Source organism: Erwinia sp. Eh17-17 (assembly GCF_039675725.1).
Lineage (GTDB): Bacteria > Pseudomonadota > Gammaproteobacteria > Enterobacterales > Enterobacteriaceae > Erwinia.
In genome coordinates this window covers 1,058,422-1,082,636 of record NZ_JBDFQT010000001.1, presented here as the reverse complement: position 1 = coordinate 1,082,636, position 24,215 = coordinate 1,058,422, and the positions used below count along the sequence as shown (strand labels likewise).

Below are 24,215 nucleotides of genomic sequence, written 5' to 3'. Positions count from 1 at the left end.
CGTTTTTTAAGTGAGGAAGCAATGGCAACTCTGCCAGATAAAGACAAGCTGGTACGCAACTTCAATCGTTGCGCTAATCAGGAAGAGAAGTATCTTTATATTATTGAGCTGGGCGGGCGTCTTGACGATGCTGGCGGCGCCCTTCAGCAGCCAGAAAATATCATTCCGGGCTGTCAGAGCCAGGTGTGGATTGTGGTGGGAACGGATGAAACAGGATGTATCACCCTGCAGGGCGACAGCGATGCTGCGCTGGTGAAAGGGCTGATCGCCATCGTCTTTACGCTTTATCAGAAGATGACCCCGCAGGAAATCGTGGATTTTGACGTGCGTCCCTGGTTTGCTGACCTCTCCCTGACCCAGCAGTTGACGCCGTCGCGTTCGCAGGGACTGGAAGCCATGATTCGTGCCATACGTAAGAAAGCGCTGATTCTTATTCAGGCTTGAGTTGCTACACTTCCCGGTAAGCCCCCCGCCGCGCTAAGGTGGGGTGTTCTTCACTCAAAACCGAGAAATGTGCATGAAAAATTTGTACCGCATCGCCGGGATTTCTGTAGTGACTTTTCTTGCCGGGATGCACTGCGCCAGCGCAACCGAGTATCCACTCCCCCCGGATAACAGCCGCCTGATTGGTGAAAATACCACCTGGGTGGTGCCCAATGACGGTAATCCTCTGGAGTCGGTAGCCGTAAAATATCAGGTGGGCCTGCTGGGTCTGCTGGAAGCTAACCCCGGAACCGATCCCTGGCTACCTAAAGCCGGCACCCAGTTAACCATCCCCACCCAGATGCTGCTGCCCGACACGAAACGTGAAGGGATTGTGGTTAACGTCGCGGAGCTGCGCCTTTACTACTACCCGAAAGGCGAGAACAAAGTGATCGTCTATCCCATCGGCATCGGCCAGCTTGGGGCCAACACCCCGGCGATGGTCACCAGCATCAGCCAGAAAATCCCCAATCCTACCTGGACTCCCACACCGAACATCCGCAAGCGCTATGCTGCGGAGGGTAAGTCACTGCCGGGAACGGTGCCTGCGGGACCGGATAACCCGATGGGGCTGTATGCACTGCGTCTGGCCTACGGGCAGCAGCACTACCTGATCCACGGCACCAATGCCGATTTCGGTATCGGTATGCGCGTCAGCTCCGGCTGTATCCGCCTGCGTCCCGATGATATCGAGGCGCTGTTCAACAGTGTGCCTAAAGGGACCCGCGTGCAGATCATCAACCAGCCGGTGAAGTATGCCGTAGAGCCGGACGGCAAACGCTATCTGGAAGTCCACCAGCCGCTGTCGCGCAACGACAGGGACGATCCGCAGACCATGCCGATTGCGCTGACCGCGGCCGCGAAGAAGTTTATGCATAGCCACGCCAGCGACCGTGAAGTGATCGATGCCGCTATTCAGCGACGCTCAGGTATGCCTGTACTGGTCAGCGAGGGTGAAAAAGTCGAGGGGAATACGGATATGCCTGCTGAAGCTCACCAGACGCCTTCTGCTGAACCGAAAGGCAAACATGCACCGGTTACGCAGATTGGTGCTGAAGGGGCTTAAAACTGATTGTGGTGGGTATCTGAGGGGGCCTGAAGAAGAAGTGAAGGTTCCTGAAACAGAGCAAAAAAAATGGCGCACAATGTGCGCCATTTTTAAAACCAGAACTCTTACTTACGGTAAGAGTGAGCCTGGTTGTCCAGACGCTGGTTAGCGCGTGCTGCGTCATCTTTAGCAGCCTGAACGTCAGAACGGATTGCGTTCACGTCGTTGCTCAGCTGGTCAACTTTAGCGTTCAGAGTCTGCACGTCGGTAGACAGCTGATCGATTTTAGCGTTGCTTGAGCAACCAGCCAGCATAGTTGAAGCCAGGATTACCGCGCCCAGTACCAGTTTAGTACGATTCATTATTAATACCCTCTAGATTAAGTTAATCTCCATGTAGCGTTACAAGTATTACACAAAGTATTTTCTAATGAGAATAATTTTTTGATGAGAACGTGCTTAAATTTGATCGTTCGCTCAAAGAAGCATCTTATTTCTGTTATTTTACAAAAAACGAAGCGAAAACAGGCGATTTTAATCGGAGCGGCGCTCACTTTTGCTGCAATTAAATCGTTAATTTCGATTGGACGCTTTGTGAAAAGCCTTTGCATAAGTTGTAAAAAAAGCGCCACTCAGGGCGCTTTTTCACTACAAGGCGTAATCTTAAATTACAGAACGTGCACTGACGCTGTATTGGTGGTTCCACTTGGTACCAGCGCACCAGAAACCATCACCACCACATCGCCTTTCAGCGCATAGCCGCTTGCCTCTGCCGCTTCTTTACCCAGACGATAGAAATCGTCGGTGGAAGCAATCTCTTTCACCACAGACGTGATGATCCCTTTGCTCAACAACAGCTGACGGGCAGTCTGCTCGTTAGTGGTCAGCGCAAGGATGGTCGCGTGTGGGAAATACTTACGGATAGACTTGGCTGATTTACCGCCTTCGGTAGCGACAACAATCAGTGGCGCTTCCAGTTTCTCGGCAGTTTCAACGGCACCACGGCACACGGCTTCGGTGATGCGCATTTTGCGGTTGTCGTGCTGAGAGTCGATGCGGCTTTTCATCACGCGGTCGGTACGCTCGCAGATGGTCGCCATGATAGTGACCGACTCCAGCGGGTATTTCCCTTTGGCGCTTTCACCGGACAGCATCACTGCATCAGTACCATCGAGGATGGCGTTAGCCACGTCACCGGCTTCTGCACGGGTAGGGCGTGGGTTTTTGATCATGGAATCGAGCATCTGCGTCGCGGTGATCACCACTTTGCGGGCACGGTTACATTTTTTGATCATCATCTTCTGCGCGAAGATGACCTCTTCAACCGGGATCTCAACGCCGAGGTCACCACGAGCGACCATGATACCGTCAGAGGCATCAAGGATTTCGTCGAAGTTGTTCAGGCCTTCCTGGTTTTCGATTTTAGAAATGATCTGGATATGCTCGCCGCCGTGGGCTTTCAGATGCTCACGAATTTCGATCACGTCTGAACGCTTGCGGATGAATGAAGCGGCAACGAAGTCAACGCCCTGTTCACAGCCGAAGATCAGGTCCCGCTTGTCTTTTTCAGCCAGAGCCGGCAGCTGAATGGAGACGCCCGGCAGGTTAACGCCTTTGTTCTCACCCAGATCGCCGTTGTTCAGCACTTTACATACCACGGTGCTTTCAGTGACTTCGATCACTTCCATGCCGATCAGGCCATCGTCAACCAGTACGGTGTTGCCGATCTTCAGGTCAGCGGCAAAACCAGCATAGGTCACCGCCACGGTATCAGCGTTGCCGATAATGGTCTGGTCAGTGGTGAAGGTGAACGTCTGGCCCGCTTTCAGGGAAGCGTCATTACCGCCTTCCAGTTTCATGGTGCGGATTTCAGGACCTTTGGTGTCGAGAAGAATCGCAGCCTGATGGCCGCTTTTGTTCATAACATTACGCAGGTTAGTGATGCGCTGGCCGTGTTCTTCATAGTTCCCGTGGGAAAAGTTCAGGCGCATCACGTTCATGCCGGCGTCAAGCAGGTTGGTCAGCATCTCTTCAGATTCGGTTTTTGGACCGATAGTACAAACGATTTTAGTCTTTTTCATGACGATTTATCTATTAAGTTGTGATGGATGATTAAAGATGTATCCCGGCGGTGAAACCCCCGGAGGAGAAAATTTTTATGATGAGAATGACGGTACAGGGTAAGGATAGGTGACAGAATTAAAGCGTGCAGGGTAAGTGAAGACGCGGTTTCGGCGCAGGCGCAGCAGAGTGTTGCGCAACAGGTACTCGTTTTATATTGAGAGGCAACCATACGCTGAAACCATTCAAGTGAAACAACGTCCGGTATTATAGTCGCTAAGTGTTCGAAAACCAATTAAAAAGCGTGAAATAGCGTGCAGGAATGATACGCATCAAATTTGTTGCGCAAACGGTGATAGCCTGAGGTTAATCTGAAAAGCTGGAAAGAGTGGGAAACAACAGGAGAGTGGTGCGTTCTAGAGGACTCGAACCTCCGACCCCCACCATGTCAAGGTGGTGCTCTAACCAACTGAGCTAAGAACGCTTTTCTTCATCTTTTACGCTATCGCTGCGTGGCTGCTTTAGCAAAAAAGTGGTGCGTCTGAATGGACTCGAACCATCGACCCCCACCATGTCAAGGTGGTGCTCTAACCAACTGAGCTACAGACGCACTGTGCTGTCTGGGTGACAGCGGGGACGAATATTAACGGCACTGCGCACGCCTGGCAAGGAGAAAAAATGATTTTTCCGTCTGATTGCTGCGCATCTGTGCGAAGCGCAGCAATTTTAATCATTTCAGGGCGAAATTTGCCGATAAATTAACGCGCTGCACGCGTCATGATGACCTCTGCTGACTGATGCTGCAGGCGACGCATACGCCAGATCATCATGATGGCTGAGGACGTCAGACCGATGATAAACCCGGTCCAGAAACCCGCCGGGCCCATTGCCGGTACCACCCAGTCGGTCATCGCCAGCACATAACCACTCGGCAAACCCAGTACCCAATAGGCGACAAAGGTGATGAAGAAGATTGAGCGCGTGTCTTTGTAACCGCGCAGAATCCCGCTGCCAATCACCTGAATCGAGTCAGAGAACTGGTAGACCGCCGCCAGGAACATCAGCTGAGCCGCCAGGATGATGACCTCCGGATTATCAGTATACAGCCGGGCAATTTCCTCACGGAAGGTAATGGTGAACAGGGCGGTCAGACAGGCCATACAAATCCCGACGCCCTGCGCCGTCCATGCTGCCACTCTTGCCCCTTCAACAGACCCCTGGCCCAGGCGGAAACCGACGCGGATAGTGGTTGCCACGCCGAGAGACAGCGGCAGAACGAACATCAGCGAGCTGAAATTAAGGGCAATCTGGTGTCCGGCGACTTTAACAATCCCCATTGGCGAGACCAGCAGCGCCACCACGGCAAACAGCGTGACTTCAAAGAACAGAGCCAGCGCAACCGGCAGACCGAGACCCGCGAGGCGACGCAGCGCTTTCCAGTCAGGCGGGCTGTAACGCTCTGGCAGGTGAATGTCGCGCATTGATTTAGCGCGCTTGACCCAGGCCTTCATGGCGATAAACATGACCCAGTAGACCGAAGCCGTAGCCACACCGCAGCCGATCCCGCCGAGCGCAGGCATCCCGAAATGGCCATAAATAAACACGTAGTTGACCGGAATATTCACCAGCAGCCCGAGGAAGCCCATTACCATGCCCGGCTTGGTTTTTGACAGACCTTCACACTGGTTACGTGCGACCTGGAAAAACAGATAGCCCGGAGCGCCCCACAGCAGCGCATGCAGGTAACCGATAGCTTTTCTTGCCAGTTCCGGGTCCACATTATGCATCGCGCCGATGAGATATCCGGCGTTATACAACACCACCATAATCAGCAGCGAAACCATCCCGGCCAGCCAGTAAGCCTGGCGAACCTGATGAGCAATACGTTCACGACGGCCTGACCCGTTAAGCTGGGCCACCACCGGCGTCAGGGCAAGGATCAGACCATGGCCAAAAAGAATGGAGGGTAACCAGATTGAGGTTCCCACGGCAACGGCGGCCATATCCGTGGCGCTGACGGCACCGGCCATTACTGTATCGACAAAGCCCATGGAGGTTTGCGCAACCTGCGCAAGGATCACCGGAATAGCCAGGGCTAATAACTGACGCGCCTCTGAGAGGTACTTCTGCACACATACACCTTTTTAGTTTTACCCGTTACCATACACACCGGCTTTTTGCAGCGTGTAGTCCGTGAGGGCAACAGAATTATCAATAGTCACTGCTGAAGAAAAAACGGCATTTCGCGATGACACCAGCAGAGCAGGCGCTCCAGTTTAGTGTTAGCTGAGGAAATAGCCAATGTTCTGATCAAAAGAATAGCTCTTTGTGTCACGCAATTATGTGGTGCTTTATTTGGCTTTGCCACGATGCCAGGGCAAACTAAGGCCAGAGAAAACACATTGATTGAGGCAACAGCTATGTTTACCGGTATTGTGCAGGGCACCGCAGAGGTGCTGGCAATTGACGAAAAACCTAATTTCCGTACCCACGTGATTAAAATGCCGGAAGGGCTATTGCCGGGGCTGGAGCTGGGCGCGTCGGTGTCTCATAACGGCTGCTGCCTGACGGTCACCGAGGTGGATGGCGATCGCGTCAGTTTTGATCTGGTCAAAGAAACCCTGCGTATTACCAATCTGGGCGATTTGAAAGTGGGCGATACCGTTAATGTCGAGCGCGCGGCAAAGTTTAGCGATGAAATTGGCGGGCATCTGATGTCGGGCCATATTATGACCACCGCTGAAATCAGTAAAATATTGACCTCAGAAAATAATCGCGAGATCTGGTTTAAACCGCAGGATGCCAGCCAGATGAAATATATTCTGCATAAAGGTTTCATTGGTATTGATGGCATCAGCCTGACCGTTGGCGAAGTGACGCGCAGCAAATTTTGCGTGCATTTGATTCCGGAAACGCTGATGCGCACCACATTAGGTAGCAAGCGAATCGGGCATCGCGTCAATATTGAAATCGACCCGCATACCCAGGCGATTGTTGAAACCGTTGAGCGCGTGCTGGCACAGCGTGAAGTGGCGTTAGTGGCGGCGGCCATCAGCGAGCAGCAGACGGAAAAACCTGAAGCGTAATGGATCAAACAGGGCGACATGATGTCGCCCTGTTTCGACGTGCGCTCTCAACGCGCTACGCGCAGCCCCCCCTGTTTTCCGTGTGTAAACACCACCTGCCAGAGCTGAATATCCCTGGCGCGAAAGGCGCCGGCACAGGCGTTCAGGTAGTAGGTAAACATTCGTTTGAAACGTTCGCCGTAGGTATCGGCCAGCTGCGGCCACGCGCTGAGAAATCGCTGATACCAGTGCATCAGCGTGACGTCATAATCGGCGCCAAAATTGTGCCAGTCTTCCATGACGAAATGAGGTTCGCTGGCTTCAGCAATATGGCGTACGGAGGGCACGCAGCCGTTAGGGAAGATGTATTTATCAATCCACGGGTCAACATTGCTGTCCGTTTTGTTGGCACCGATAGTATGCAGCAGGAAAATCCCGTCAGGCTTGAGATTCTCGTTTACCACTTCAAAATACTTGGCGTAATTCTTCGGTCCGACGTGTTCAAACATTCCCACGGAAACAATGCGATCGAACTGCTCAGAAAGGTCGCGATAATCCTGTAGCTGGATGCTGACATCCAGCCCGGTACAGCGCTCCTGAGCCAGTTTTTGCTGTTCGGCAGAGATGGTGACACCGACAACGCTGACGTTAAAGTTGCGCGCGGCGTATGCCGCCAGACCTCCCCAGCCGCAGCCAATATCCAGCAGCGACATGCCCGGTTCCAGCTGTAGCTTTTCACAGATCATCTGCAACTTCGCTTCCTGCGCCTGCTCCAGCGTTTGAGCCTGTTTCCAGTAGCCACAGGAGTACTGCATATAAGGGTCAAGCATCAGGGTAAAGAGATCATTGCCTAAATCGTAATGCTCTTTACCCACGATCCACGCGCGCTTGCGTGATTGCAGATTGGTCAGCCGGGCGGCCGCAACGCGCAGCGTGTCGCGGAAATGGTGGGGAAGTTGCTGGTCCAGTTTCGCCGTAAGCACGCGCTGGAAGAACACGTCCAGACGGTCGCATTCCCACCAGCCATCCATATAGCTTTCACCAAGACCCAGTGACCCTTCCTGCAGGACACGTTTGAAAAACTCAGGGTTGGTAAACCGGATATCCCAGGGGCGGGTGCCATTAATTTCAATATCTGCCTGACTCAACATTTCCTGGACGATTCGATACCACTGATTGTCCCCCAGGTTCACTTCTTCTATACACGATGAACTCATAGCTTCTCCATCACCCTGTGTGATTGAAACCTGAGAAACTGAACGGTCGTTTTCTGCAGGCCAGTGAGAGCACATGCGGCGAATGCCGCAGTCTGATATCCGACGTTAAAAGAGGATTGAATCGAAACTGCCAGAAGTCAAAAAATGTCACGCGGAACAACATCATGACAGCCCTGTCAGTATCAACAGCAGACAGTCGCCGGGAGGGATGCCTGCTTCAAAAATGTTGTTTACTTGTAGTTTTGGCGATGCATTGAAAATTATATGCTCACCCCGGTCAATATTCAACGGATTATCGTTAGGGTGCTAACTAACAGCCTGCTGGCACAGGCTGTCAGCAGGCTATCCGCTTAACCCTGCTCGTTTGCGGTCCGCCAGGCCTGCTTTTGCTCAGCGGCACGCTGTACAATATAGCCCACAATCGCGAGGAAAATGGTCGCCACCATCACCAGCGTGGTGGTGTAAAGCGCGGATTCAATCCAGGTGGATACCACCAGGCTGGCGAGGAAGCAGAGACCCAGCTGCAACATATTTTGCAGTGCAGCCGCTTTGCCCGTGGCATGAGGGAAGGGCAGTAGCGCGCTGGACACCACGATAGGATAGATCGCGCCATTGGCCATTGCCATGCCGCAGAACGGCAACAGCAGGGCAAACAGCGAAGGCTGAGGCTGCAATGCGGCCAGGTAGATGGCGGCAATACTCAGGCTGTAAAATGCCAGCAGCCACGGCAGCAGCTGACGCCCGGCAAAATGGTTGAGCAGCGCGCGGCAGCTGAACCCACCGATCAGGAAGGCGATAGTCTGTGGAACATAACTCAGACCGATATCAGCAGGTGACAGGCCTAAGCGCCCCAGAATAAACGGGGATCCCGTTAACCAGGCAAAGAAGCTGGCGGAGCAGGCGGCATAGATAGCCACGTTGCCGCTGTAAACCGGTGACTTGAGCAGCGAGAAAAAGCCCGGTGCCGGTGTTTTTACCGTCTCTTTTGTCTGCGGGGTACGTGAAGGCAGGCGCAGGGTCGGGATCAGCAGCATCACGCTGATCAGCAAAAGCGCGACGAAAATAGAACGCCAGGAGAAATGCTGCAGCAGCCAGGCACCCAGCAGCGGGGCCAGGGCCGGAGAAAGGGCGACCAGCGGCATAATCGTGGCAAAGACGCGGTTCGCCTGAGGACCGCTGTAGCGGTCAACGACCAGCGCCTGCCAGCTTACGGCAGCGGCACAGACGCCCACGGCCTGAACAAAGCGCAGGGCCAGCAGCCAGGGGGCTGACTCGACCCACAGCATCGCCGCGCAGCCAATGGCAAACAGGCTAAGGCCCATAACCAGCACCGGTTTACGCCCAATACGGTCGGAGAGCGGCCCCCAGACTAACTGGGCGCAGGCAAAACCGGCGAGAAAGATACTCAGGCTGGCGCTGATCGCCCCGGCTTCAGTCTGCAGGTCCTGTTGCATGACGCCAAATGCAGGAAGGTACATATCGGTAGCAAGGAAACCCAGCATGCTGAGTAGCGCCAGGTAAAGCATAAAACCTTTGGAACGCATGATTTTTAACTCTTATTAGACAATTTTTTCACCCGCGCAGTGTAATCGCGTGTTCACTGCGCTGTGAAACGCTATTATTCGTGTATTGCGTTGAAAAAATTTGAAGGCAGGTTATGTGGTCTGAATATTCTCTTGAAGTGGTCGATGCGGTCGCCAGAACCGGCAGTTTTACTGCGGCAGCTGCAGAGCTTCATCGCGTACCTTCCGCGGTGAGTTACACCGTACGCCAGCTGGAAGAGTGGCTGGCGGTCAGCCTCTTTGAGCGTCGTCACCGGGATGTGGTGCTGACGGAGGCTGGCCGCGTTTTCAGTGAAGAAGGGCGCGCTGTTATCAAAAAAATGCTTGCCACCCGTACGCGCTGTCAGCAGGTGGCCAATGGCTGGCGCGGGCAGATTAATATTGCGGTAGACAGGATCGTGCGGCCGGCACGTACCCGGCAGCTGGTGGTCGATTTTTACCGGCATTTTCCCGATATGGAACTCCATATCATGCCGGAAGTGTTCAACGGCGTGTGGGATGCGCTGGCCGATGGCCGTGTGGACGTGGCGATTGGCGCCACCCAGGCGATACCGGTGAGAGGGCGCTTTGCTTTTCGTGATATGGGTAGCCTGAACTGGCGCTGTGTGGTGCAGGCACAACATCCGCTGCTTGGTCACCGCGGTGCGCTGAGCGAAGCCCTGATCCGCGAATGGCCCTCGCTGGTGCTGGAAGATACGTCACGAGCACTGCCGAAGCGTACCACCTGGACGCTGGATAATCAGCGGCGGCTGGTGGTGCCTGACTGGGACAGCGCGTTTGACTGCCTGCGCGCCGGGCTCTGTGTCGGGATGGTGCCGGGCCATTACGCCCAGCCGGGATTACAACAGCAGGAACTGGCTGAGCTGACGCTGGCATCGCCTTTTCCCGACAGTCCCTGCTACCTGAGCTGGTCAGAGCAGAGCGCCTCTCCGGCGCTGAACTGGCTGCTGGAATACCTGGGCAGCACCGAGACGCTGAACGCCGAATGGCTGAGTGAGCAGCCCGACCCGCAGCCGGTCAGCGCTTAACGGCGATAGTCGCGGAAAGGACCATCTGCCACCGAGCGGCGTTCAATCAGTGAGGGATGAACCTCGATGGTCTGCTGCTCTTCGCGTTTACTGGTGATGCGGTCCAGCAGCATGTCAAAGGCGGTTTCACCCAGGCGCTCTTTCGGCTGATGTACCGTAGTCAGCGCCGGGGTGAAGTAACGGGCGTTGCGCACGTTATCATAACCGATCACCGAAATGTCCTGCGGGACGCGCAATCCCATCTCGTCGGCGGCGCAAATCGCCCCCATCGCCATAATATCGCCGCCGCAGAAGATCGCCGTTGGACGCTGTTTCTGCGACAAAATCTGCTGCATAGCGCGATAGCCTGACTCCGGTTCGAAGTCGCCCTGCACCAGCCACTCTTCGCGCAGAGTGATCCCGGCTTCTGCCAGCGCTTTCAGAAAGCCAGCGTGGCGGCCGCCGCCGGTATTGCGCTCCAGCTGACCGGGGATAGCACCGATATCCCGGTGCCCGCGTTCAATCAGATAGCGGCCAGCCAGATAGCCGCCTTCAAAGGCATTATCCAGCACGGTATCGGTAAAATCGCCGCGCGACTCATTCCAGTCCATCACCACCATCGGGATGTTGCGGTTCTCTTCCAGCATGGCTATCAAGGTGTCCGGATATTCAGAGCACATCACCAGCAGCCCATCAACGCGCTTCTGCGCCATCATTGACAGATATGCCTGCTGTTTTTGCAGGTCATTGTGCGCATTGCCCAGAATCAGCGTATAGCCTTGAGCGAAGCAGCGGTTTTCCACGGCTTCAATGATCTCGGCAAAGTAGGGCGCTTCACTGGAAGTTGCCAACAGGCCAATGGTTTTGGTGTGGTTGACCTTAAGACTGCGGGCCACGGCGCTGGGAGAATAATGCAATTCTTTGATGGCCACCCACACCGCTTCTCGCGTCTCTTCGGCCACAAAGCGCGTTTTATTGATCACGTGCGACACGGTGGTGGTGGACACGCCGGCGCGCTTTGCCACATCCTTAATTGTTGCCATTAAAATCGTACTCCTGGTGTTATCGTAACAACTTGATAACTAGTTGGTTAAACGTTTGCCTGGATACAGCTATTCCTGCCCGACAAGAGTCATTTTGGGTGCTGTCTCAAAGGGTCGGGAAGGGGATGAATCGTCCGTAGAGTGACATGCAGTGCTGACTAAAACGGTTTGCGCTGCCTGTTGCGCAACGCAAGGAGAGAATTCTAACAAGGCTGCGCGCAGAAAACGAGATTTTTACGGGTAACTGTGGGAAAATCTGTAGGCTTACTAATGACAAGGTTATTAAGGAGAGAAAATGAATACTGATATGAAAATGACAGCGCTGGCGGTGGTGGGTTCACTGCTATTGATTATGGCGTTCAGTTTTACGGCTGTCATGCATTAAGCATGTGCTGCACGGGAGGGGGTAACCCTTCCCGTTTAGCGAATGGTTTTAGGCGTCATTACCCTGCGCGCGCCAATGTAATGTTCCTGCCAGTAGTCTTCACTCAGCGCACTAACCTGAATATCTTTACCGGTGCGCGGTGACTGAATAAATTTCCCCCCGCCAAGATAAACACCCACGTGGTCTGCTGTGCCACGACCGTTAATTCTGAAGAATACCAGGTCGCCTTTCTCTAACTGGTCGCGCTTAATCGAAGCGGCATCGCGCAGGTGATACATTTCATTAGCTGTGCGTGGGATCTTAAATTTCACCAGATCTTTGTAGGCGTACCATACCAGGCCACTGCAGTCGAAGCCGGTTTTGGGTGAGGTTCCGCCCCACTGATAGGGCTTACCTAACTGACCCATTAACTTGTTCATCGCCGTTTCACGAGCTTTCTGATAACGCGCACGGTGCGCTTTGCTCAGCTTCAGCGGTGCTGTCAGCTCGTCATTCTCACGTACTGTGCCTTTGGCCGTTGCGCGCTGACGACCATAGTGTTTTTTCTCCGCTTTCTTACTGGCGGCGATTTTTTTGCTCAGTGATTTTTTGCTTAATTTCGCAGTGCGCAGGGGCTCGGCAGTGGTTTTCTTTTTTTCTTTAAGAAGGGTCTTTTTGGCCTGAGCCACACGTGCCGCTTTAGTCGATTCTCTTTTAACGGGCAGCGCCGCTTCCCTGGCTTTTTTAGTCGCCGGAGTTTTTACTTTTTTGGTGGCGGTGGTTTTTACCGGGCGGCGCTTACGGCGTTCATCTTCGCGTGCCGTGTTACCGTCAGCCTTTTGCTGATTGGCATTAATAGGGGTATGTGGCGATGCGTGCGCCATATTGAAGAACAACTGGGTGAAAGCCAGTATGCAGAGCGTGATGAGTAAACGCATTGTTCCCATTAACAGTTTGTGCGCTGCAAAACAGGGCAGCACATTCAGAAAAGAGATTTCTGCGCTCAGGCAGAAGGTTAGCTCGATTCTAATCTAACTTCTTAATAAACGGTTAGGTCTTTTTTGTTTCAATAATACAGATCAAGTAAACGATGTTAAATTGAACACAATCAGGTGGTTAACTCAGCAGCTCAATCCCTTTGGGAAATATCCGGTGCAGCGGCGACGACAAGAAAATGTTATTTTAGATTTATTGTCTGCGCGCAAGGTCCGTTGAGGTCATTTTTTCGTGTGAAAATGTCATTTTCATCGCAACCGCAGAATCGCTACAATAAGAGGCTGCGCCCAGCCTATACACGACGTTTCGTATTGAGGAAGAAGTTATGAGCACTGTTGAAAAAATTGAACGCCAGATCGCTGAAAATCCCATTCTGCTGTACATGAAAGGGTCACCGAAACTGCCAAGCTGCGGTTTCTCAGCTCAGGCAGTTCAGGCACTGTCGGCCTGTGGCGAGCGTTTCGCGTACGTTGATATTCTGCTGAATCCGGACATCCGTGCAGAAATGCCAAAATACGCCAACTGGCCAACCTTCCCACAGCTGTGGGTTGACGGTGAGCTGGTGGGCGGCTGCGATATCATCATTGAGATGTATCAGCGCGGCGAGCTCCAGCAGTTGATCAAAGAAACTGCCCAGAAGTATCCGACCGACGCCGCTGAATAACAGCGACGCAGCGGCATAAAAAAACCGGGGCCTGATGGCTCCGGTTTTTTTTATGCATGAGGATCAGTCTCCGGCATTATGAGGTTTCGCTGCTCTCGCTCTCGTCTGCGCTATCAGCAGGCAGTGGCCAGCCGCCAAGACGCTTCCAGCGGTTCACCAACTCACAGAACAGATCGGCAGTTTGCAGGGTATCGTAAAGTGCAGAGTGGGCCTGAGCATTATCAAAGGGCATTCCTGCGGCGGTACAGGCTTTTGCCAGTACGGTTTGCCCCAGCACCAGCCCGCTGAGTGCGGCAGTATCAAACGTGACAAACGGGTGGAAGGGATTGCGCTTCAGGCTGGCACGCTCGGCGGCAGCATTCATAAAATTCAAATCGAATGTGGCATTATGCGCCACCATTATCGCCCGGCTGCAGCCGCTCTCTTTGATCCCTTTGCGCACCAGCTTGAAGATCGCGTGCAGCGCTTCGTGCTCGCTGACCGCACCCCGCAGTGGGTTTTCCGGGTCGATACCGTTGAATGCCAGCGCCTCAGGTTGCAGAACCGAACCAACAAAAGGCTCTACGTGGAAGTGTATCGTTTCATCTTTCTCCAGCCAGCCATCATCATTCATTTTTAGCGTCACCGCTGCGATTTCCAGTAAGGCGTTAGTTTTGGCATCAAAACCGGCGGTTTCAACATCAATAACGACTGGATAAAAACCGCGAAAACGGCTGCTAAGGGTATTCAGTTCATTTGATTCAGACATCGGCATCTCACAGGAGAAAAAAGGCAGCGCGCATTATGGCAAATTTTGCAGGGGGATGCAGCAGGGAGGGGAAACGGGTGCCGAAAAGGCACCCGAAAGTATTACTGGCCGATGCCATTACCTGCATGTTTGTTTTCGATCAGCTCAATTTTATAGCCATCAGGATCTTCAACAAACGCAATCACTGTGGTGCCGCCTTTAACCGGGCCAGCCTCACGCGTGACGTTACCGCCATCGTTACGAATGCGGTCACAGGTCGCTGCGACGTCATCAACACCCAGGGCAATATGCCCGTATGCATTGCCCAGGTCGTAGCTGTCCACGCCCCAGTTGTATGTCAGCTCAATGACGGCACCTTCGCTCTCTTCGGTGTAGCCAACAAATGCGAGGGTGTATTTATACTCGGTATTTTCACTGGTACGCAGCAGGCGCATGCCCAGAACTTTGGTATAAAAATCAATAGAGCGTTGCAGATCGCCAACGCGCAGCATGGTGTGAAGTAAACGCATAACATCCTCTTTTATTGGCGTCATCAGAAGATGACGTAAAAAAACCAGTATAGCGGTTATGCCATCCGGTGCGAACCCTGATGGCCATTAACCCAGGAACGGATAATCGGTATAGCCCTGGGCTCCGCCGCCATAGAAGGTCTCTGGTTTTGGTTCGTTGAGTTCCGCACCCGTTTTCAGGCGCGCGACCAGATCCGGGTTAGCGATATAGCTGCGGCCAAACGCCACGGCGTCAATCAGCCCCTGCTCAATCAGGTTTTCTGCTTTTTCTGCGGTATAGCCACCAGCACCGACAATCACGCCCGGATAAACGGCACGAATCGCCTGGCGGAATTCGCTGGAGTAAGGCTTGCCACCGGCCCAGTCAGGCTCAGAAATGTGCAGATAGGCTAACTGACGTTTTGCCAGTTCGGCAATGAAGTACAGGGCCGCTTCTTCCTGATCTTCTCCGTTATCCAGACCGTTAAATGGCCCCAGTGGAGAAATACGAATACCGATGCGATCGGCACTCCACGCCGCGATGGCTGCATCAACCACTTCCAGTGCAAATCGGGTACGGTTTTCAATGCTGCCACCGTACTGATCATCACGCTGGTTGGAGGCCGGGGAGAGGAACTGATGGATCAGATAGCCATGGGCCGCGTGCAGTTCAACCAGGTCGAAATCTGCTTCACGGGCGTTGACCACGGCCTGACGGAAATCGCCTACAATGCCAGCGACTTCTTCCGTTGCCAGCGCACGCGGGGTAGAGGTGGCTTCACGCACCGCATGACCTTCGGCATCACGCAGCGAAGTGCGTGTGTCGGCATTAATGGCTGACGCTGAAACCGGCGCTTTGCCCTCCGGCTGTACGCTGGTGTGAGAAATACGGCCGGTGTGCCACAGTTGGACCGCGCTGTGGCCGCCTTCCTGGTGAATACCGTCGTTAATGGCTTTCCACACGCCAATCTGTTCTGAGGAGTGCAGGCCCGGCGCACCGGCATAGCCTTTTGCCTGGGCGCTGATCTGTGTGGCTTCGGTAATGATCAGCCCGGCCGTAGCGCGCTGGCGATAGTATTCGCCCATCAGAGGCGTAGGAATATCGCCCGGTTCAATGCTGCGCAGGCGCGTCAGCGGTGCCATAAAAATACGGTTCGGTACGGTGACGGCACCGGTTTTCAACGGGGTAAACAGCGTGTTCAGTTTCATAACTTACTCCTGGTAGACCGGTCGGCTAGTAAAGGTGTTTTTTTTATACTTGACGTAAGATACGTGTCATTTCATCACAGGCATTCTGCAGCGGGGTGTCGTCACGGCAGATTTTACTCTGCAGGCTGGCACCCAGCCACAAGGTGTACAGTATCTGCGCACAGGCCGCGCTGTTGATATCGCGGGACAGCGTTTCCTGCTGCTGCGCTTTATCCAGCGTGCTCTTCAGTGTAGCAATCAGCGCCACAGAACCCGCATGTAACGCACTGCGCATCGCCTCAGAGAGGTCGCAAACTTCAGCGGATAACTTCACTGACAGACAGCCGGCAAAGCTGCTCTCCTGGCAGTTCGACAGCGACTGCCGATAGTAGTCAAGCATGCGCTGGCGCGAGTTACCCTGATGATCGTCCAGATACGCCTGAAGCCGCTGGTGATAACGGGCAAAGTAACGCTCGAGCATCGTCACACCAAAGGCTTCTTTAGACGGGAAATAGTAGTAGAACGACCCTTTTGGCACTTCTGCCTGTTTCAGCAGCTCGATCAACCCCATCCCGTTAAAGCCGCGCTGCAGGCACAGCAGTTCGCCGGTATCGAGAAGATGTTCACGTGTGTCAAAGCGGGTCGTTTTATTCATCGCAGCAGAGTACTAGACCGAACGGTCGGTTTCAACCTTTAGCTGTTTTTACGACACGATCGGATCATATCCAGCGTCGGCTGGTACTCGCGGGTCTGTACATTCATCATGCCCAGCAGGGTGTGAAAAATGTTGTCCTGCGAGACGGCATCCCTCTGCGCCTGCTGGCGCAGACACTGCTGGTCGATGCCAAACGCCGTGGCGTAGTCCGGTGACATCCAGAGTAAAAAGGGAATATGTGTCTGCTGGCTTGGGGCGAAGAGATAAGGTGCGCCGTGCAGGTACATGCCATGTTCGCCCAGAGATTCACCGTGATCGGACAGATAAACCAGCGCCACATTGAATTTATCACTGTATGACTTCAGCAGGCTGATGGTGCTGTCCAGCATGCTGTCGGTATACAGGATAGTATTGTCATAGGTATTAACCAGCGCCTGATGATCGCAGTCCTGAATCTGATTGCTGTCACAGGTCGGAGTAAACTGGCGCATTTCTGCCGGGTAACGCAGGTAGTAAGCGGGACCATGGCTGCCCATCTGATGCAGAACGATTACCGTATCATCTTTCACACTGTCGATGTAGTGGTTAAGGCGATGCAGCAGCACGTCATCGAGGCAGTAATCACTTTTGCACAGCGCGCTGACATTCCATTTGGTCATGTCGGTATGGGGAACGCGGTCGCAGGCGCCTTTACAGCCGCCGTCATTCTCACGCCACAGAACATTCACCCCGGCATGAGCCATCACATCCAGCAGGCCTTCCTGATGATGCGCAAGGTTAGCGTTATACTGCTGGCGCGGCATATTGGAAAACATGCAGGGCACCGAGATTGCAGTTTCCGTTCCGCAGGAGGTGGCATTGCGATAATAAATGACGTTGTCGCGCTTCAGTTTCGGGTTGGTTTCACGGGCGTAGCCGCCGAGAGAGAAGTTCTCAGCGCGTCCGGTTTCTCCCAGTACGAAAATCACCAGCGTCTTCTTTTTCTCGTCTTTCAGCAGTGGGCCTTTGTGGGCATCTTCACCAATTTTTACCAGCGACTGATCCCCGGCAAACCAGCGATTATCCGCATAGTGGCCAATGCTGCTCACCACGTTAGGCGGGGTGACCATTTTCACCAGGCCTTTATTGTTACGGATCATCGAGGCGTAATCTTTATAGAACAACGAGGCAACCAGCAGCACCACCAGTATGGCAGCGAGAGACGTCGCGGCGCGCCAGGCGATACCCATCCACCATGGCCGGTTGTTTTCGATGCGGGTGAGGAACAGAATCGCCGCCGGCAGCACGCCCAGCAGCAGCATCCACAGCAGATATTTCACGCTGAACAGCGAGGCCGCTTCCTGCAGATCGGTTTCGAACACGTTCTGGATCATATTGGTATCGATCACTGTGCCGAAACTGAACATAAAATAGTTGGCGGCAGCGCTGGAGAGGATCAGCACCAGTAGCAGGGGCTTACGCAGCCACGGCAGCGCCAGCACGTTAAAGATCACTAAAAAGGCGCAGAACAGCACCAGGGGAAGCGTGCCCGCATAAAGATAGTCGTGCAGGCTGAGATAGGGGATGGTTTCCCATGCCCGAAGCAGGAAGATAGCGTTAAGGATCAGAGCGAAAAACAACGCAGCATAAATATTGAAGGCTATTTCGTTACAACGTAACTTGTTCAGGAATTTCATGGTTATCTACATTAAGAATTATCTTAATAAAGAGTAACCAGAAAACCTTAGAAAAACCTTAATCCTGGTAAAAATAAGTAGCAGGCCCGCCATCGACGGGCCATCAGATTAGTAACCAACGGTAAACTGTTGGCGAATATGCTGCGGATGTTCGATTTCATCAAGGATGGCCACGGCAAGGTCGGCCACGCTGACCGAGGCTGGTTTGTCACCATCCATCAGCAGCGACGTGGTTCCCAGGCGGAACTGCGCGGTACGCGGACCCGGTTCAAGAAATGCGGCAGGGGAAAGATAGGTCCAGTCCAGAGTTGGCTCTTCGGCCTGCAGCTGATTGCGCAGCGCCCGCGCGCCCAGCGCACCCGGTTTAATATTGGCCGGGAATTCAGCGGTATCCACCAGCTCAACACCCGGAGCCACTTCCAGGCTGCCCGCACCGCCAACCACTAACAGACGCTTCACGCCGCTGCTTTTTATTGCGTCGAGGATCTGCTGACTGCCCTGGGTAAATTTTGCAAACAGATCGCTCTCTGCCCAGCCGGGATTGTAGGCGCTGATCACCGCATCCTGACCTTTGATCGCGCCAGCCAGCCAGACGCTGTCATGAATGTCCCCGGTCGCCAGCGTCAGGTGTGGGTCGGAAGGAAGATTTTTTCCTGAGCGGGAGATGGCTGTTACTTCATGGCCACGTGCCAGGGCTTCTTTAACCACGTCAGGACCGACAAAACCGGTAGCACCAATAACGGTAATTTTCATCTGTTCATTCCTCTGTAAAGTGTGTATTAAACTTTACTGCTTAACAGTATGGTTGATAAGTGGCATATTCACGCTTTCATAATGAAGTGGAACTAACGAATAGTGGAAAACCTCAATCGCATGGCGGTGTTTGCCACCGTGGTCAGTGAAGGCTCTCTGGCGGCGGCTGCACGGCGTCTTAGCATCTCACCGTCGGCGGTCAGCCAGCATTTACGGGCGCTTGAGCAGGCCGTTGGCGTGCCGTTACTCCATCGTTCTACCCGCAGGCTCACGTTGTCCGAGGCCGGTGCCGCATTCTATCCGGGCTGTGAAGCGATGCTGATGCAGGCTCAGGCCGCGGAACGGCGGCTGGCTGAGATGCGCGATACCCTGACCGGCGAGTTGCGTATCAGCGCTACCGTGGGTATCGGCGGCCAGCCGCTATGCAGCGCGCTGTCACCGCTGTTGCAACAGCATCCCGGCCTGAAGCTGCGCATCATCGCCACCGATAACGTGCTGGATATGATTGAACACCGCATTGATATCGCGCTGCGCTTCAGCCGTCAGCTGAGCGATGCCAGTATTATTGCTCACCCGCTGGCGGAATGGCCGATGGTTATTTGTGCCGCTCCGGCCTATCTGAGCCGCTATGGCGTGCCGGAATCCCCGCAGGCTCTCTCTTCCCATCGCTGGATCCACGGACACGGCGCGCACCGGCACATCGATTTTCACCATCCGCGTGACGGTGCGCTGGCGCTGCGTCTGGCGGAAGGGCAGATCGTCAGCGACAGCATGAACGTGATGCGTGCCTTTACCGTAGCCGGGATGGGGTTATCGCTCCAGCCGCTGCAGGAGATCCAGGAAGAGCTGCGCAGCGGGCAGCTGATGGTGCTGCTGCCAGAATGGCGCGCCACGCCGTTAAAGCTGACGGCACTCACCCTGGAAAGAGTATTGCCGGAGAAAAGTCAGCAGGCTTTACGTGCGTTACGCGACTATTTTAGTAAAAATCACCGCTTCACGCTTGCAGACATGATGTGAGCCGTCTTCAATGAAGGCAGGGTGAACTGACAGGAGGAGCCGTGGCTGAACAATTAGAGTTTTTCCCGGTACCCAGCCCGTGCCGGGGGATCTGCCAGGTAAACGATCGCGGATACTGTCGCGGCTGCCTGCGCAGTCGTGACGAACGCTTCAACTGGATGAGTTTCAGCGATGCGCAAAAGCGTGAGGTCCTGCGCCTGTGCCGCCAGCGCTTTCTGCGTCAGCGACGTGAGGAGAGTCCGGATGTGCCGGATGCGCCAGAACAGCCGACGCTGTTTTAACCCGGTGTTTGACCCGACCCTGTTGTTGCCCGGAGATGATGGCGTATTATGCGCTCAGCTATTTTAACAACGGGAGTAATAAGAAGATGTTACAACGCGAACAGATCGCCCCACAGGGACCCCTTTTCTCGCCGCTGGTCATGGGGTACTGGCGGCTGATGGAGTGGGGGATGACTTCGCAGCAGCTGGTTGAATTCATCGAGCAGCACCTTGAACTGGGTATCTCTACCGTGGATCACGCGGATATTTACGGCGGTTACCTGTGTGAGGCGGAATTCGGCAAAGCGCTGCGCCTGCAACCCTCGCTGCGTCAGCGTCTGGAGCTGGTGACAAAATGCGGTATTGCCACCACGGCAAACCCGGAACATGCGCTGGGGCATTACATTACGGATGCTGCCCACATTATCCACAGCGCGGAGAACTCACTGCGCTACTTCAATACCGATTATCTCGATCTGCTGCTGATCCACCGCCCGGACCCGTTGATGGATGCTGATGAGGTCGCCAGCGCGTTTATTCAGCTGCATCAGAGTGGCAAGGTGAAACATTTCGGTGTTTCGAACTTCACCCCGATGCAGTATTCGCTGTTGCAGTCGCGCTTGCCGTTTACGCTGGTGACCAATCAGGTAGAGATTTCTCCGGTACACCAGCCTCTGCTGCTGGACGGGACGCTGGACCAGTGCCAGCAGATGCGGGTCAGGCCGATGGCGTGGTCATGTCTGGCAGGTGGACGCATGTTCACCGGGGAAGAATACCAGCCGCTGCGCGACGAACTGCTTCTGATCCAGCAGGAAGTTGGCGCAGAGAACATCGAACAGGTCATTTACGCCTGGATACGGCAACTGCCGTCGAAGCCGCTGCCGATTATTGGCAGCGGTAAAATTGACCGGGTGCGTGCAGCGGCTAACGCCGTCAATATCACGCTATCGCGCCAGCAGTGGTTCCGCATCCGTAAAGCGTCACTTGGGTTTGACGTGCCTTAACGTCAGGTAAAATGTCTTCACCAGCAGGCTTGAAATCAGGCTGGTGAAGACGCGGATACCGGTGCGGGTTTCAGCTGCGACAGCGAGCAGTTTAACCGCCAGATCATTCCCGCCAGTTCGATCTCCTCTCGCTGCCCTCCTTCACTGAGCAGGTCAATCCGCTGCTGTAACGTGCCTGACGTCTCGTTAAGAGAGACATGCTGAATGCCTCTCTCACTGATAATATTTTGCAGATCGTGCAGGACGGCATCGCGCATATCCACCAGCGCAGGCGAGGGTGTTTTCCATTCGCGCAGTCGCCAGGCAATATGCGAGCAGTTCAGCACCACCACACCCCAGCGCATCAGCCACAGGTGCGCCTGCTCGTCACGGCTGTTTTTCAGCTGATCGATGCGGTGATACACCAGTGATTCAAAGGTATTCAGACTGTGGCGCGGGTGTCTGCCCAGCTGGTCAATAAACTCGCGGCGCAGAGCGCGGATATGGCGTCTGCTGCGGCGTTTATCTGAACTGGGACGCAGGATCATATAGGCCAGCCAGACGAAGGTTACGCCAGTTATTTTGGCAAGATTATCATTGATAAAACTCTGGTAATCATAAGTGGGTGGATTGGTGACGGCGAGAAACGATCCCATAAAAACTATCAGCTGGCCCCACAGGGCTGCCCGCTTATTTTGCTGTAATTTGAAAAGCTGTAGCGTGATGAGAAGCGGAAACAGCACGATCAGGAACTGCCAGAGTACCGTGACCTGCACCATAACACCGAATTTCATCACAAAGGTGAACAGAGAGAGTAGCCCCAGCGTTTTCAGCAGCAGCGAAATGCTGCTCACCGGTGAGGGGGCGGATGAATAGATAACGCAGCTTATCGCGGCCAGCGTCAGCGCGGAGCTGCCGGCGTCCCACTGGGTGGTGATCCAGAAAGCAGACCCGATAACGATCACCGCAAAGGTGCGCAGCGCATTCCAGCCTGCCTCGGCGCCATCAGACTCACGTGCCAGCGCGGGCACGGCCGGCGGCACCAGCCAGCTATGACTATCAGCGCGCTCAAACAGCCGCAGCCAGCGGGTAATATTCAGGTAAAGCCAGCAGAAGTAATGCAGCTGTTGCCAGAAAGCGTGATGCCGGTAATCTGCCGGGTTTTTCGCTGCGGCACGTTGCAGGATACGTGCCAGTAAATATTTATCTGTCTCCCCCCGCGCCAGCGCGCTCAGCAACGCATTTATTGCCGTGAACAGCTCATCGGGGGGATTTTCCCAGTTGAGCAACATCCGCCGCAGGCTGGAGATAATGCTGGTCAGGCGCAGCTGCTGGTGCAGGACGTAATTAAGCACATTATTCTGGCGCCGAAAGCGATAATGGCTCCAGAATGCCTGAATACGCAGCAGGTTCATGGTGAGGATTTCACCAATCACATTTTCATGCGCACGGCGTACCGTGGCAGTCTCATCCTTTTGCAGTAACAGCATGGCGTGGTCGAGCAGCTTGCTGTGCAGCCCTTTCAGCGAATGAATCAGGGTGTCGCCGTCAGATGTGCTCGGCAGGATCATCATCATCAGCGCGCCACACAGAATGCCGGAGATCACTTCGCACACGCGCGCCTGAGCAATAGTCCAGATGCCGTCAATCTCGACCTGATTAACGCTGGTAAAGGCGATAATCGCCGCCGTGTAACCGGCCAGAGAAAAAGCGTAGGCGACGTTATTCTGATAATGATTCGACACCCAGGTACACAGCGCCAGCCAGCTGGCAATCGCCGTCACAAACAGCCAGGGTTCATCCAGCGTATGTCCGGCAATCATCAGCGCGGCCGTTGCACCCAGCATACTGCCGACGATGCGCCCGAGACTTTTGCTGATTACCCCACCGACCGTGGGGAAGCTGACGACTGCCGCAGAAGTCATCGCCCAGTAAGGCTCATCCAGTTGCAGACCATAGGCAATGCTCAGTGCCAGACACATGGCAATGCTATTACGCAACGCGTAGCGCCACTGTCCGGCGGTGGCTTTTACCCACGGCAGTTGCTGCCACTCCAGCCAGCTCAGGTTCATGCTGCCCTCACTGCCGGATTGAAATCGTGCAGGTTGTTCCGGCGACCAGGGTTGAATTGGGCGGCAGCCCGGTGAGACGAATACGCACCGGGACACGCTGAGCCAGTCTGACCCAGGGAACGTTGGGTTTGATATCCGGCACCAGCCCGCTGTCAGACTCAACGCTTTGATCGTAAATGGCACGACCAATGCTTTGCACCACACCCGTTAACGGACGGTTATCGCTGTACAGTGTGATGTCAGCACGCGCGCCGGTGTGGATATGGCGCAGTTTGGTCTCTTCAAAATAGCCCATCACATAGAAAGAGTGACTGTCGACCAGCACAAACAGCGGCGATCCGCTGGTGGCGTAGTTACCGATGCGGGTCTCAAGATTGTTAATCCAGCCGTCTGCCGGGGCGTAAACCTCGGTTTGCGACAGGTCCCAGCGCGCGCGGTCCAGCTCGGCTTTGGCCGCTTTCATTGTCGCGTCCATGGTTTTGACGGTCAGGTTAGCAACATCAAGATCCTCAGCTGAGATCACATTGCGCGGCAGATTCTGACGGCGTTTTGCCTCATGCTGTGCTTTTACCAGGTCCGACTGCGTTTTTGCCAGCTGGGCTTCGGCGTTCAGTATGGCAATACGGTAGGGTTCATCGTCCAGCGTGAACAGGCGTGTGCCTTTGGTCACGAACTGGTTATCTTCGACATCAAGGTGAACGATACGGCCGGAAACCTGCGGAGTGATATTGACCAGTTCGGCTCTGACCTTTCCGTCGCGAGTCCACGGAGACTGCATATAGAAGTTCCACAGCCACCAGCCCGCACACAGGGCGGCGGTGAAAAATATCAGCGTGGAAAAGTATTTTAATGAACTGAGTTTCATG

Annotated in this window: 23 protein-coding genes and 2 tRNA genes; 8 read left to right on the top strand and 17 right to left on the bottom strand. The window is 54.3% G+C overall.

The features are described 5' to 3' along the window. Nucleotides 1–21: 21 nt before the first annotated feature. Both sufE and ABEH87_RS04785 read left to right on the top strand, forming a co-directional pair. A complete protein-coding gene (sufE, locus tag ABEH87_RS04790) occupies nucleotides 22–444 on the top strand; it encodes a cysteine desulfuration protein SufE (RefSeq protein WP_346574364.1) in 423 nt (140 codons plus the stop codon). A 73-nt stretch (nucleotides 445–517) separates the two neighbouring features. Further along, complete coding sequence (locus ABEH87_RS04785) at nucleotides 518–1,549, top strand: L,D-transpeptidase family protein (RefSeq protein WP_346574362.1); 1,032 nt, start codon at nucleotides 518–520, stop codon at nucleotides 1,547–1,549. Nucleotides 1,550–1,656: 107 nt separating this feature from the next. Here the strand turns inward: ABEH87_RS04785 and ABEH87_RS04780 are convergent, their stop codons facing one another. The 5 genes from ABEH87_RS04780 to ABEH87_RS04760 all read right to left on the bottom strand — a co-directional run bounded on the left by ABEH87_RS04780 (nucleotide 1,657) and on the right by ABEH87_RS04760 (nucleotide 5,723). Beyond that, the gene (locus ABEH87_RS04780) at nucleotides 1,657–1,893 is read right to left on the bottom strand and encodes a major outer membrane lipoprotein (protein WP_034895178.1); all 237 of its coding nucleotides are present in this window, start codon (nucleotides 1,891–1,893) and stop codon (nucleotides 1,657–1,659) included. A gap of 305 nt (nucleotides 1,894–2,198) precedes the next feature. Beyond that, complete coding sequence (gene pykF, locus ABEH87_RS04775) at nucleotides 2,199–3,611, bottom strand: pyruvate kinase PykF (protein ID WP_346574361.1); 1,413 nt, start codon at nucleotides 3,609–3,611, stop codon at nucleotides 2,199–2,201. A gap of 387 nt (nucleotides 3,612–3,998) precedes the next feature. Beyond that, nucleotides 3,999–4,075: transfer RNA gene (locus ABEH87_RS04770), tRNA-Val, on the bottom strand. A 49-nt stretch (nucleotides 4,076–4,124) separates the two neighbouring features. Continuing rightward, a tRNA-Val gene (locus ABEH87_RS04765) sits at nucleotides 4,125–4,201 on the bottom strand. Nucleotides 4,202–4,349: 148 nt separating this feature from the next. Then, the gene (locus ABEH87_RS04760) at nucleotides 4,350–5,723 is read right to left on the bottom strand and encodes an MATE family efflux transporter (RefSeq protein WP_346574359.1); all 1,374 of its coding nucleotides are present in this window, start codon (nucleotides 5,721–5,723) and stop codon (nucleotides 4,350–4,352) included. A gap of 288 nt (nucleotides 5,724–6,011) precedes the next feature. On the opposite strand from ABEH87_RS04760, the gene ABEH87_RS04755 reads away from it, so the two are divergent. Next, nucleotides 6,012–6,677 carry a riboflavin synthase subunit alpha gene (locus ABEH87_RS04755; protein WP_346574357.1) on the top strand — a complete coding sequence of 222 codons (666 nt, stop codon included), beginning with the start codon at nucleotides 6,012–6,014 and terminating at the stop codon, nucleotides 6,675–6,677. Between the two features lie 47 nt (nucleotides 6,678–6,724). Here the strand turns inward: ABEH87_RS04755 and cfa are convergent, their stop codons facing one another. Both cfa and punC read right to left on the bottom strand, forming a co-directional pair. After that, entirely contained in the window at nucleotides 6,725–7,873 is a 1,149-nt protein-coding gene (gene cfa / locus ABEH87_RS04750; protein WP_346574356.1) for a cyclopropane fatty acyl phospholipid synthase, read from the bottom strand. A gap of 350 nt (nucleotides 7,874–8,223) precedes the next feature. Further along, nucleotides 8,224–9,417 (bottom strand): purine nucleoside transporter PunC, encoded by a 1,194-nt coding sequence (gene punC, locus ABEH87_RS04745; protein WP_346574354.1) that lies wholly within the window; start codon nucleotides 9,415–9,417, stop codon nucleotides 8,224–8,226. Between the two features lie 113 nt (nucleotides 9,418–9,530). On the opposite strand from punC, the gene punR reads away from it, so the two are divergent. Further along, nucleotides 9,531–10,463: a DNA-binding transcriptional activator PunR gene (gene punR, locus ABEH87_RS04740; protein ID WP_346574352.1), complete on the top strand. Its 933-nt coding sequence runs from the start codon at nucleotides 9,531–9,533 to the stop codon at nucleotides 10,461–10,463. Here punR and purR read toward each other — a convergent pair. Together purR and ABEH87_RS04730 are read right to left on the bottom strand one after the other, a co-directional pair. Beyond that, nucleotides 10,460–11,485, bottom strand: a complete 1,026-nt coding sequence (gene purR, locus ABEH87_RS04735; RefSeq protein WP_346574350.1) for an HTH-type transcriptional repressor PurR — start codon at nucleotides 11,483–11,485, stop codon at nucleotides 10,460–10,462. The two genes, punR and purR, sit on opposite strands and share 4 nt — an antisense overlap. A gap of 420 nt (nucleotides 11,486–11,905) precedes the next feature. After that, a complete protein-coding gene (locus tag ABEH87_RS04730) occupies nucleotides 11,906–12,787 on the bottom strand; it encodes an NlpC/P60 family protein (RefSeq protein WP_346574348.1) in 882 nt (293 codons plus the stop codon). A 383-nt stretch (nucleotides 12,788–13,170) separates the two neighbouring features. Between ABEH87_RS04730 and ABEH87_RS04725 the strand changes: the two genes are divergently transcribed. Further along, nucleotides 13,171–13,509: a Grx4 family monothiol glutaredoxin gene (locus tag ABEH87_RS04725; protein WP_346574346.1), complete on the top strand. Its 339-nt coding sequence runs from the start codon at nucleotides 13,171–13,173 to the stop codon at nucleotides 13,507–13,509. 76 nt (nucleotides 13,510–13,585) lie between these two features. On the opposite strand, the gene rnt is transcribed toward ABEH87_RS04725, so the two are convergent. The 6 genes from rnt to ABEH87_RS04695 all read right to left on the bottom strand — a co-directional run bounded on the left by rnt (nucleotide 13,586) and on the right by ABEH87_RS04695 (nucleotide 19,017). Beyond that, nucleotides 13,586–14,263 (bottom strand): ribonuclease T, encoded by a 678-nt coding sequence (gene rnt / locus ABEH87_RS04720; RefSeq protein ID WP_346574345.1) that lies wholly within the window; start codon nucleotides 14,261–14,263, stop codon nucleotides 13,586–13,588. Between the two features lie 95 nt (nucleotides 14,264–14,358). Continuing rightward, a complete protein-coding gene (gene gloA, locus ABEH87_RS04715; RefSeq protein ID WP_346574343.1) occupies nucleotides 14,359–14,766 on the bottom strand; it encodes a lactoylglutathione lyase in 408 nt (135 codons plus the stop codon). An 87-nt stretch (nucleotides 14,767–14,853) separates the two neighbouring features. Beyond that, entirely contained in the window at nucleotides 14,854–15,954 is a 1,101-nt protein-coding gene (locus ABEH87_RS04710) for an alkene reductase (RefSeq protein WP_346574341.1), read from the bottom strand. Nucleotides 15,955–15,997: 43 nt separating this feature from the next. Continuing rightward, the gene (locus tag ABEH87_RS04705) at nucleotides 15,998–16,588 is read right to left on the bottom strand and encodes a TetR/AcrR family transcriptional regulator (protein WP_346574340.1); all 591 of its coding nucleotides are present in this window, start codon (nucleotides 16,586–16,588) and stop codon (nucleotides 15,998–16,000) included. 38 nt (nucleotides 16,589–16,626) lie between these two features. After that, on the bottom strand, nucleotides 16,627–18,264 hold the full coding sequence (eptA, locus tag ABEH87_RS04700; RefSeq protein WP_346574338.1) for a phosphoethanolamine transferase EptA: 1,638 nt from the start codon (nucleotides 18,262–18,264) through the stop codon (nucleotides 16,627–16,629). A 108-nt stretch (nucleotides 18,265–18,372) separates the two neighbouring features. After that, nucleotides 18,373–19,017 (bottom strand): NAD(P)-dependent oxidoreductase, encoded by a 645-nt coding sequence (locus ABEH87_RS04695; protein ID WP_346574336.1) that lies wholly within the window; start codon nucleotides 19,015–19,017, stop codon nucleotides 18,373–18,375. Nucleotides 19,018–19,119: 102 nt separating this feature from the next. On the opposite strand from ABEH87_RS04695, the gene ABEH87_RS04690 reads away from it, so the two are divergent. The 3 genes from ABEH87_RS04690 (at nucleotide 19,120) to ABEH87_RS04680 (ending at nucleotide 21,298) form a co-directional block, all read left to right on the top strand. Next, nucleotides 19,120–20,034 (top strand): LysR substrate-binding domain-containing protein, encoded by a 915-nt coding sequence (locus ABEH87_RS04690; protein WP_346574335.1) that lies wholly within the window; start codon nucleotides 19,120–19,122, stop codon nucleotides 20,032–20,034. Between the two features lie 41 nt (nucleotides 20,035–20,075). Next, a complete protein-coding gene (locus ABEH87_RS04685) occupies nucleotides 20,076–20,315 on the top strand; it encodes a DUF1289 domain-containing protein (RefSeq protein ID WP_346574333.1) in 240 nt (79 codons plus the stop codon). A gap of 86 nt (nucleotides 20,316–20,401) precedes the next feature. Further along, nucleotides 20,402–21,298 carry an aldo/keto reductase family oxidoreductase gene (locus tag ABEH87_RS04680; protein WP_346574331.1) on the top strand — a complete coding sequence of 299 codons (897 nt, stop codon included), beginning with the start codon at nucleotides 20,402–20,404 and terminating at the stop codon, nucleotides 21,296–21,298. Between the two features lie 35 nt (nucleotides 21,299–21,333). Here ABEH87_RS04680 and ABEH87_RS04675 read toward each other — a convergent pair whose 3' ends face one another. After that, nucleotides 21,334–23,349 carry an FUSC family protein gene (locus tag ABEH87_RS04675; protein ID WP_346574329.1) on the bottom strand — a complete coding sequence of 672 codons (2,016 nt, stop codon included), beginning with the start codon at nucleotides 23,347–23,349 and terminating at the stop codon, nucleotides 21,334–21,336. 7 nt (nucleotides 23,350–23,356) lie between these two features. Continuing rightward, nucleotides 23,357–24,214, bottom strand: coding sequence for an HlyD family secretion protein (locus ABEH87_RS04670; RefSeq protein WP_346574328.1), 858 nt, complete (start codon nucleotides 24,212–24,214; stop codon nucleotides 23,357–23,359). Nucleotide 24,215 lies beyond the last annotated feature (1 nt).

What these genes read in the sequence shown, in the direction of transcription:
- ABEH87_RS04755 (WP_346574357.1), top strand. Translation starts at nt 6,012, where the DNA reads ATGTTTACCGGTATTGTGCAGGGCACCGCAGAGGTGCTGGCAATTGAC.
- sufE (WP_346574364.1), top strand. Translation starts at nt 22, where the DNA reads ATGGCAACTCTGCCAGATAAAGACAAGCTGGTACGCAACTTCAATCGT.
- ABEH87_RS04695 (WP_346574336.1), bottom strand. Translation starts at nt 19,017, where the DNA reads ATGAAAATTACCGTTATTGGTGCTACCGGTTTTGTCGGTCCTGACGTG.
- ABEH87_RS04730 (WP_346574348.1), bottom strand. Translation starts at nt 12,787, where the DNA reads ATGCGTTTACTCATCACGCTCTGCATACTGGCTTTCACCCAGTTGTTC.
- ABEH87_RS04680 (WP_346574331.1), top strand. Translation starts at nt 20,402, where the DNA reads ATGTTACAACGCGAACAGATCGCCCCACAGGGACCCCTTTTCTCGCCG.
- ABEH87_RS04710 (WP_346574341.1), bottom strand. Translation starts at nt 15,954, where the DNA reads ATGAAACTGAACACGCTGTTTACCCCGTTGAAAACCGGTGCCGTCACC.
- punR (WP_346574352.1), top strand. Translation starts at nt 9,531, where the DNA reads ATGTGGTCTGAATATTCTCTTGAAGTGGTCGATGCGGTCGCCAGAACC.
- ABEH87_RS04725 (WP_346574346.1), top strand. Translation starts at nt 13,171, where the DNA reads ATGAGCACTGTTGAAAAAATTGAACGCCAGATCGCTGAAAATCCCATT.
- ABEH87_RS04780 (WP_034895178.1), bottom strand. Translation starts at nt 1,893, where the DNA reads ATGAATCGTACTAAACTGGTACTGGGCGCGGTAATCCTGGCTTCAACT.
- gloA (WP_346574343.1), bottom strand. Translation starts at nt 14,766, where the DNA reads ATGCGTTTACTTCACACCATGCTGCGCGTTGGCGATCTGCAACGCTCT.
- rnt (WP_346574345.1), bottom strand. Translation starts at nt 14,263, where the DNA reads ATGCCGATGTCTGAATCAAATGAACTGAATACCCTTAGCAGCCGTTTT.
- eptA (WP_346574338.1), bottom strand. Translation starts at nt 18,264, where the DNA reads ATGAAATTCCTGAACAAGTTACGTTGTAACGAAATAGCCTTCAATATT.
- ABEH87_RS04675 (WP_346574329.1), bottom strand. Translation starts at nt 23,349, where the DNA reads ATGAACCTGAGCTGGCTGGAGTGGCAGCAACTGCCGTGGGTAAAAGCC.
- punC (WP_346574354.1), bottom strand. Translation starts at nt 9,417, where the DNA reads ATGCGTTCCAAAGGTTTTATGCTTTACCTGGCGCTACTCAGCATGCTG.
- purR (WP_346574350.1), bottom strand. Translation starts at nt 11,485, where the DNA reads ATGGCAACAATTAAGGATGTGGCAAAGCGCGCCGGCGTGTCCACCACC.
- cfa (WP_346574356.1), bottom strand. Translation starts at nt 7,873, where the DNA reads ATGAGTTCATCGTGTATAGAAGAAGTGAACCTGGGGGACAATCAGTGG.
- pykF (WP_346574361.1), bottom strand. Translation starts at nt 3,611, where the DNA reads ATGAAAAAGACTAAAATCGTTTGTACTATCGGTCCAAAAACCGAATCT.
- ABEH87_RS04670 (WP_346574328.1), bottom strand. Translation starts at nt 24,214, where the DNA reads ATGAAACTCAGTTCATTAAAATACTTTTCCACGCTGATATTTTTCACC.
- ABEH87_RS04785 (WP_346574362.1), top strand. Translation starts at nt 518, where the DNA reads ATGAAAAATTTGTACCGCATCGCCGGGATTTCTGTAGTGACTTTTCTT.
- ABEH87_RS04705 (WP_346574340.1), bottom strand. Translation starts at nt 16,588, where the DNA reads ATGAATAAAACGACCCGCTTTGACACACGTGAACATCTTCTCGATACC.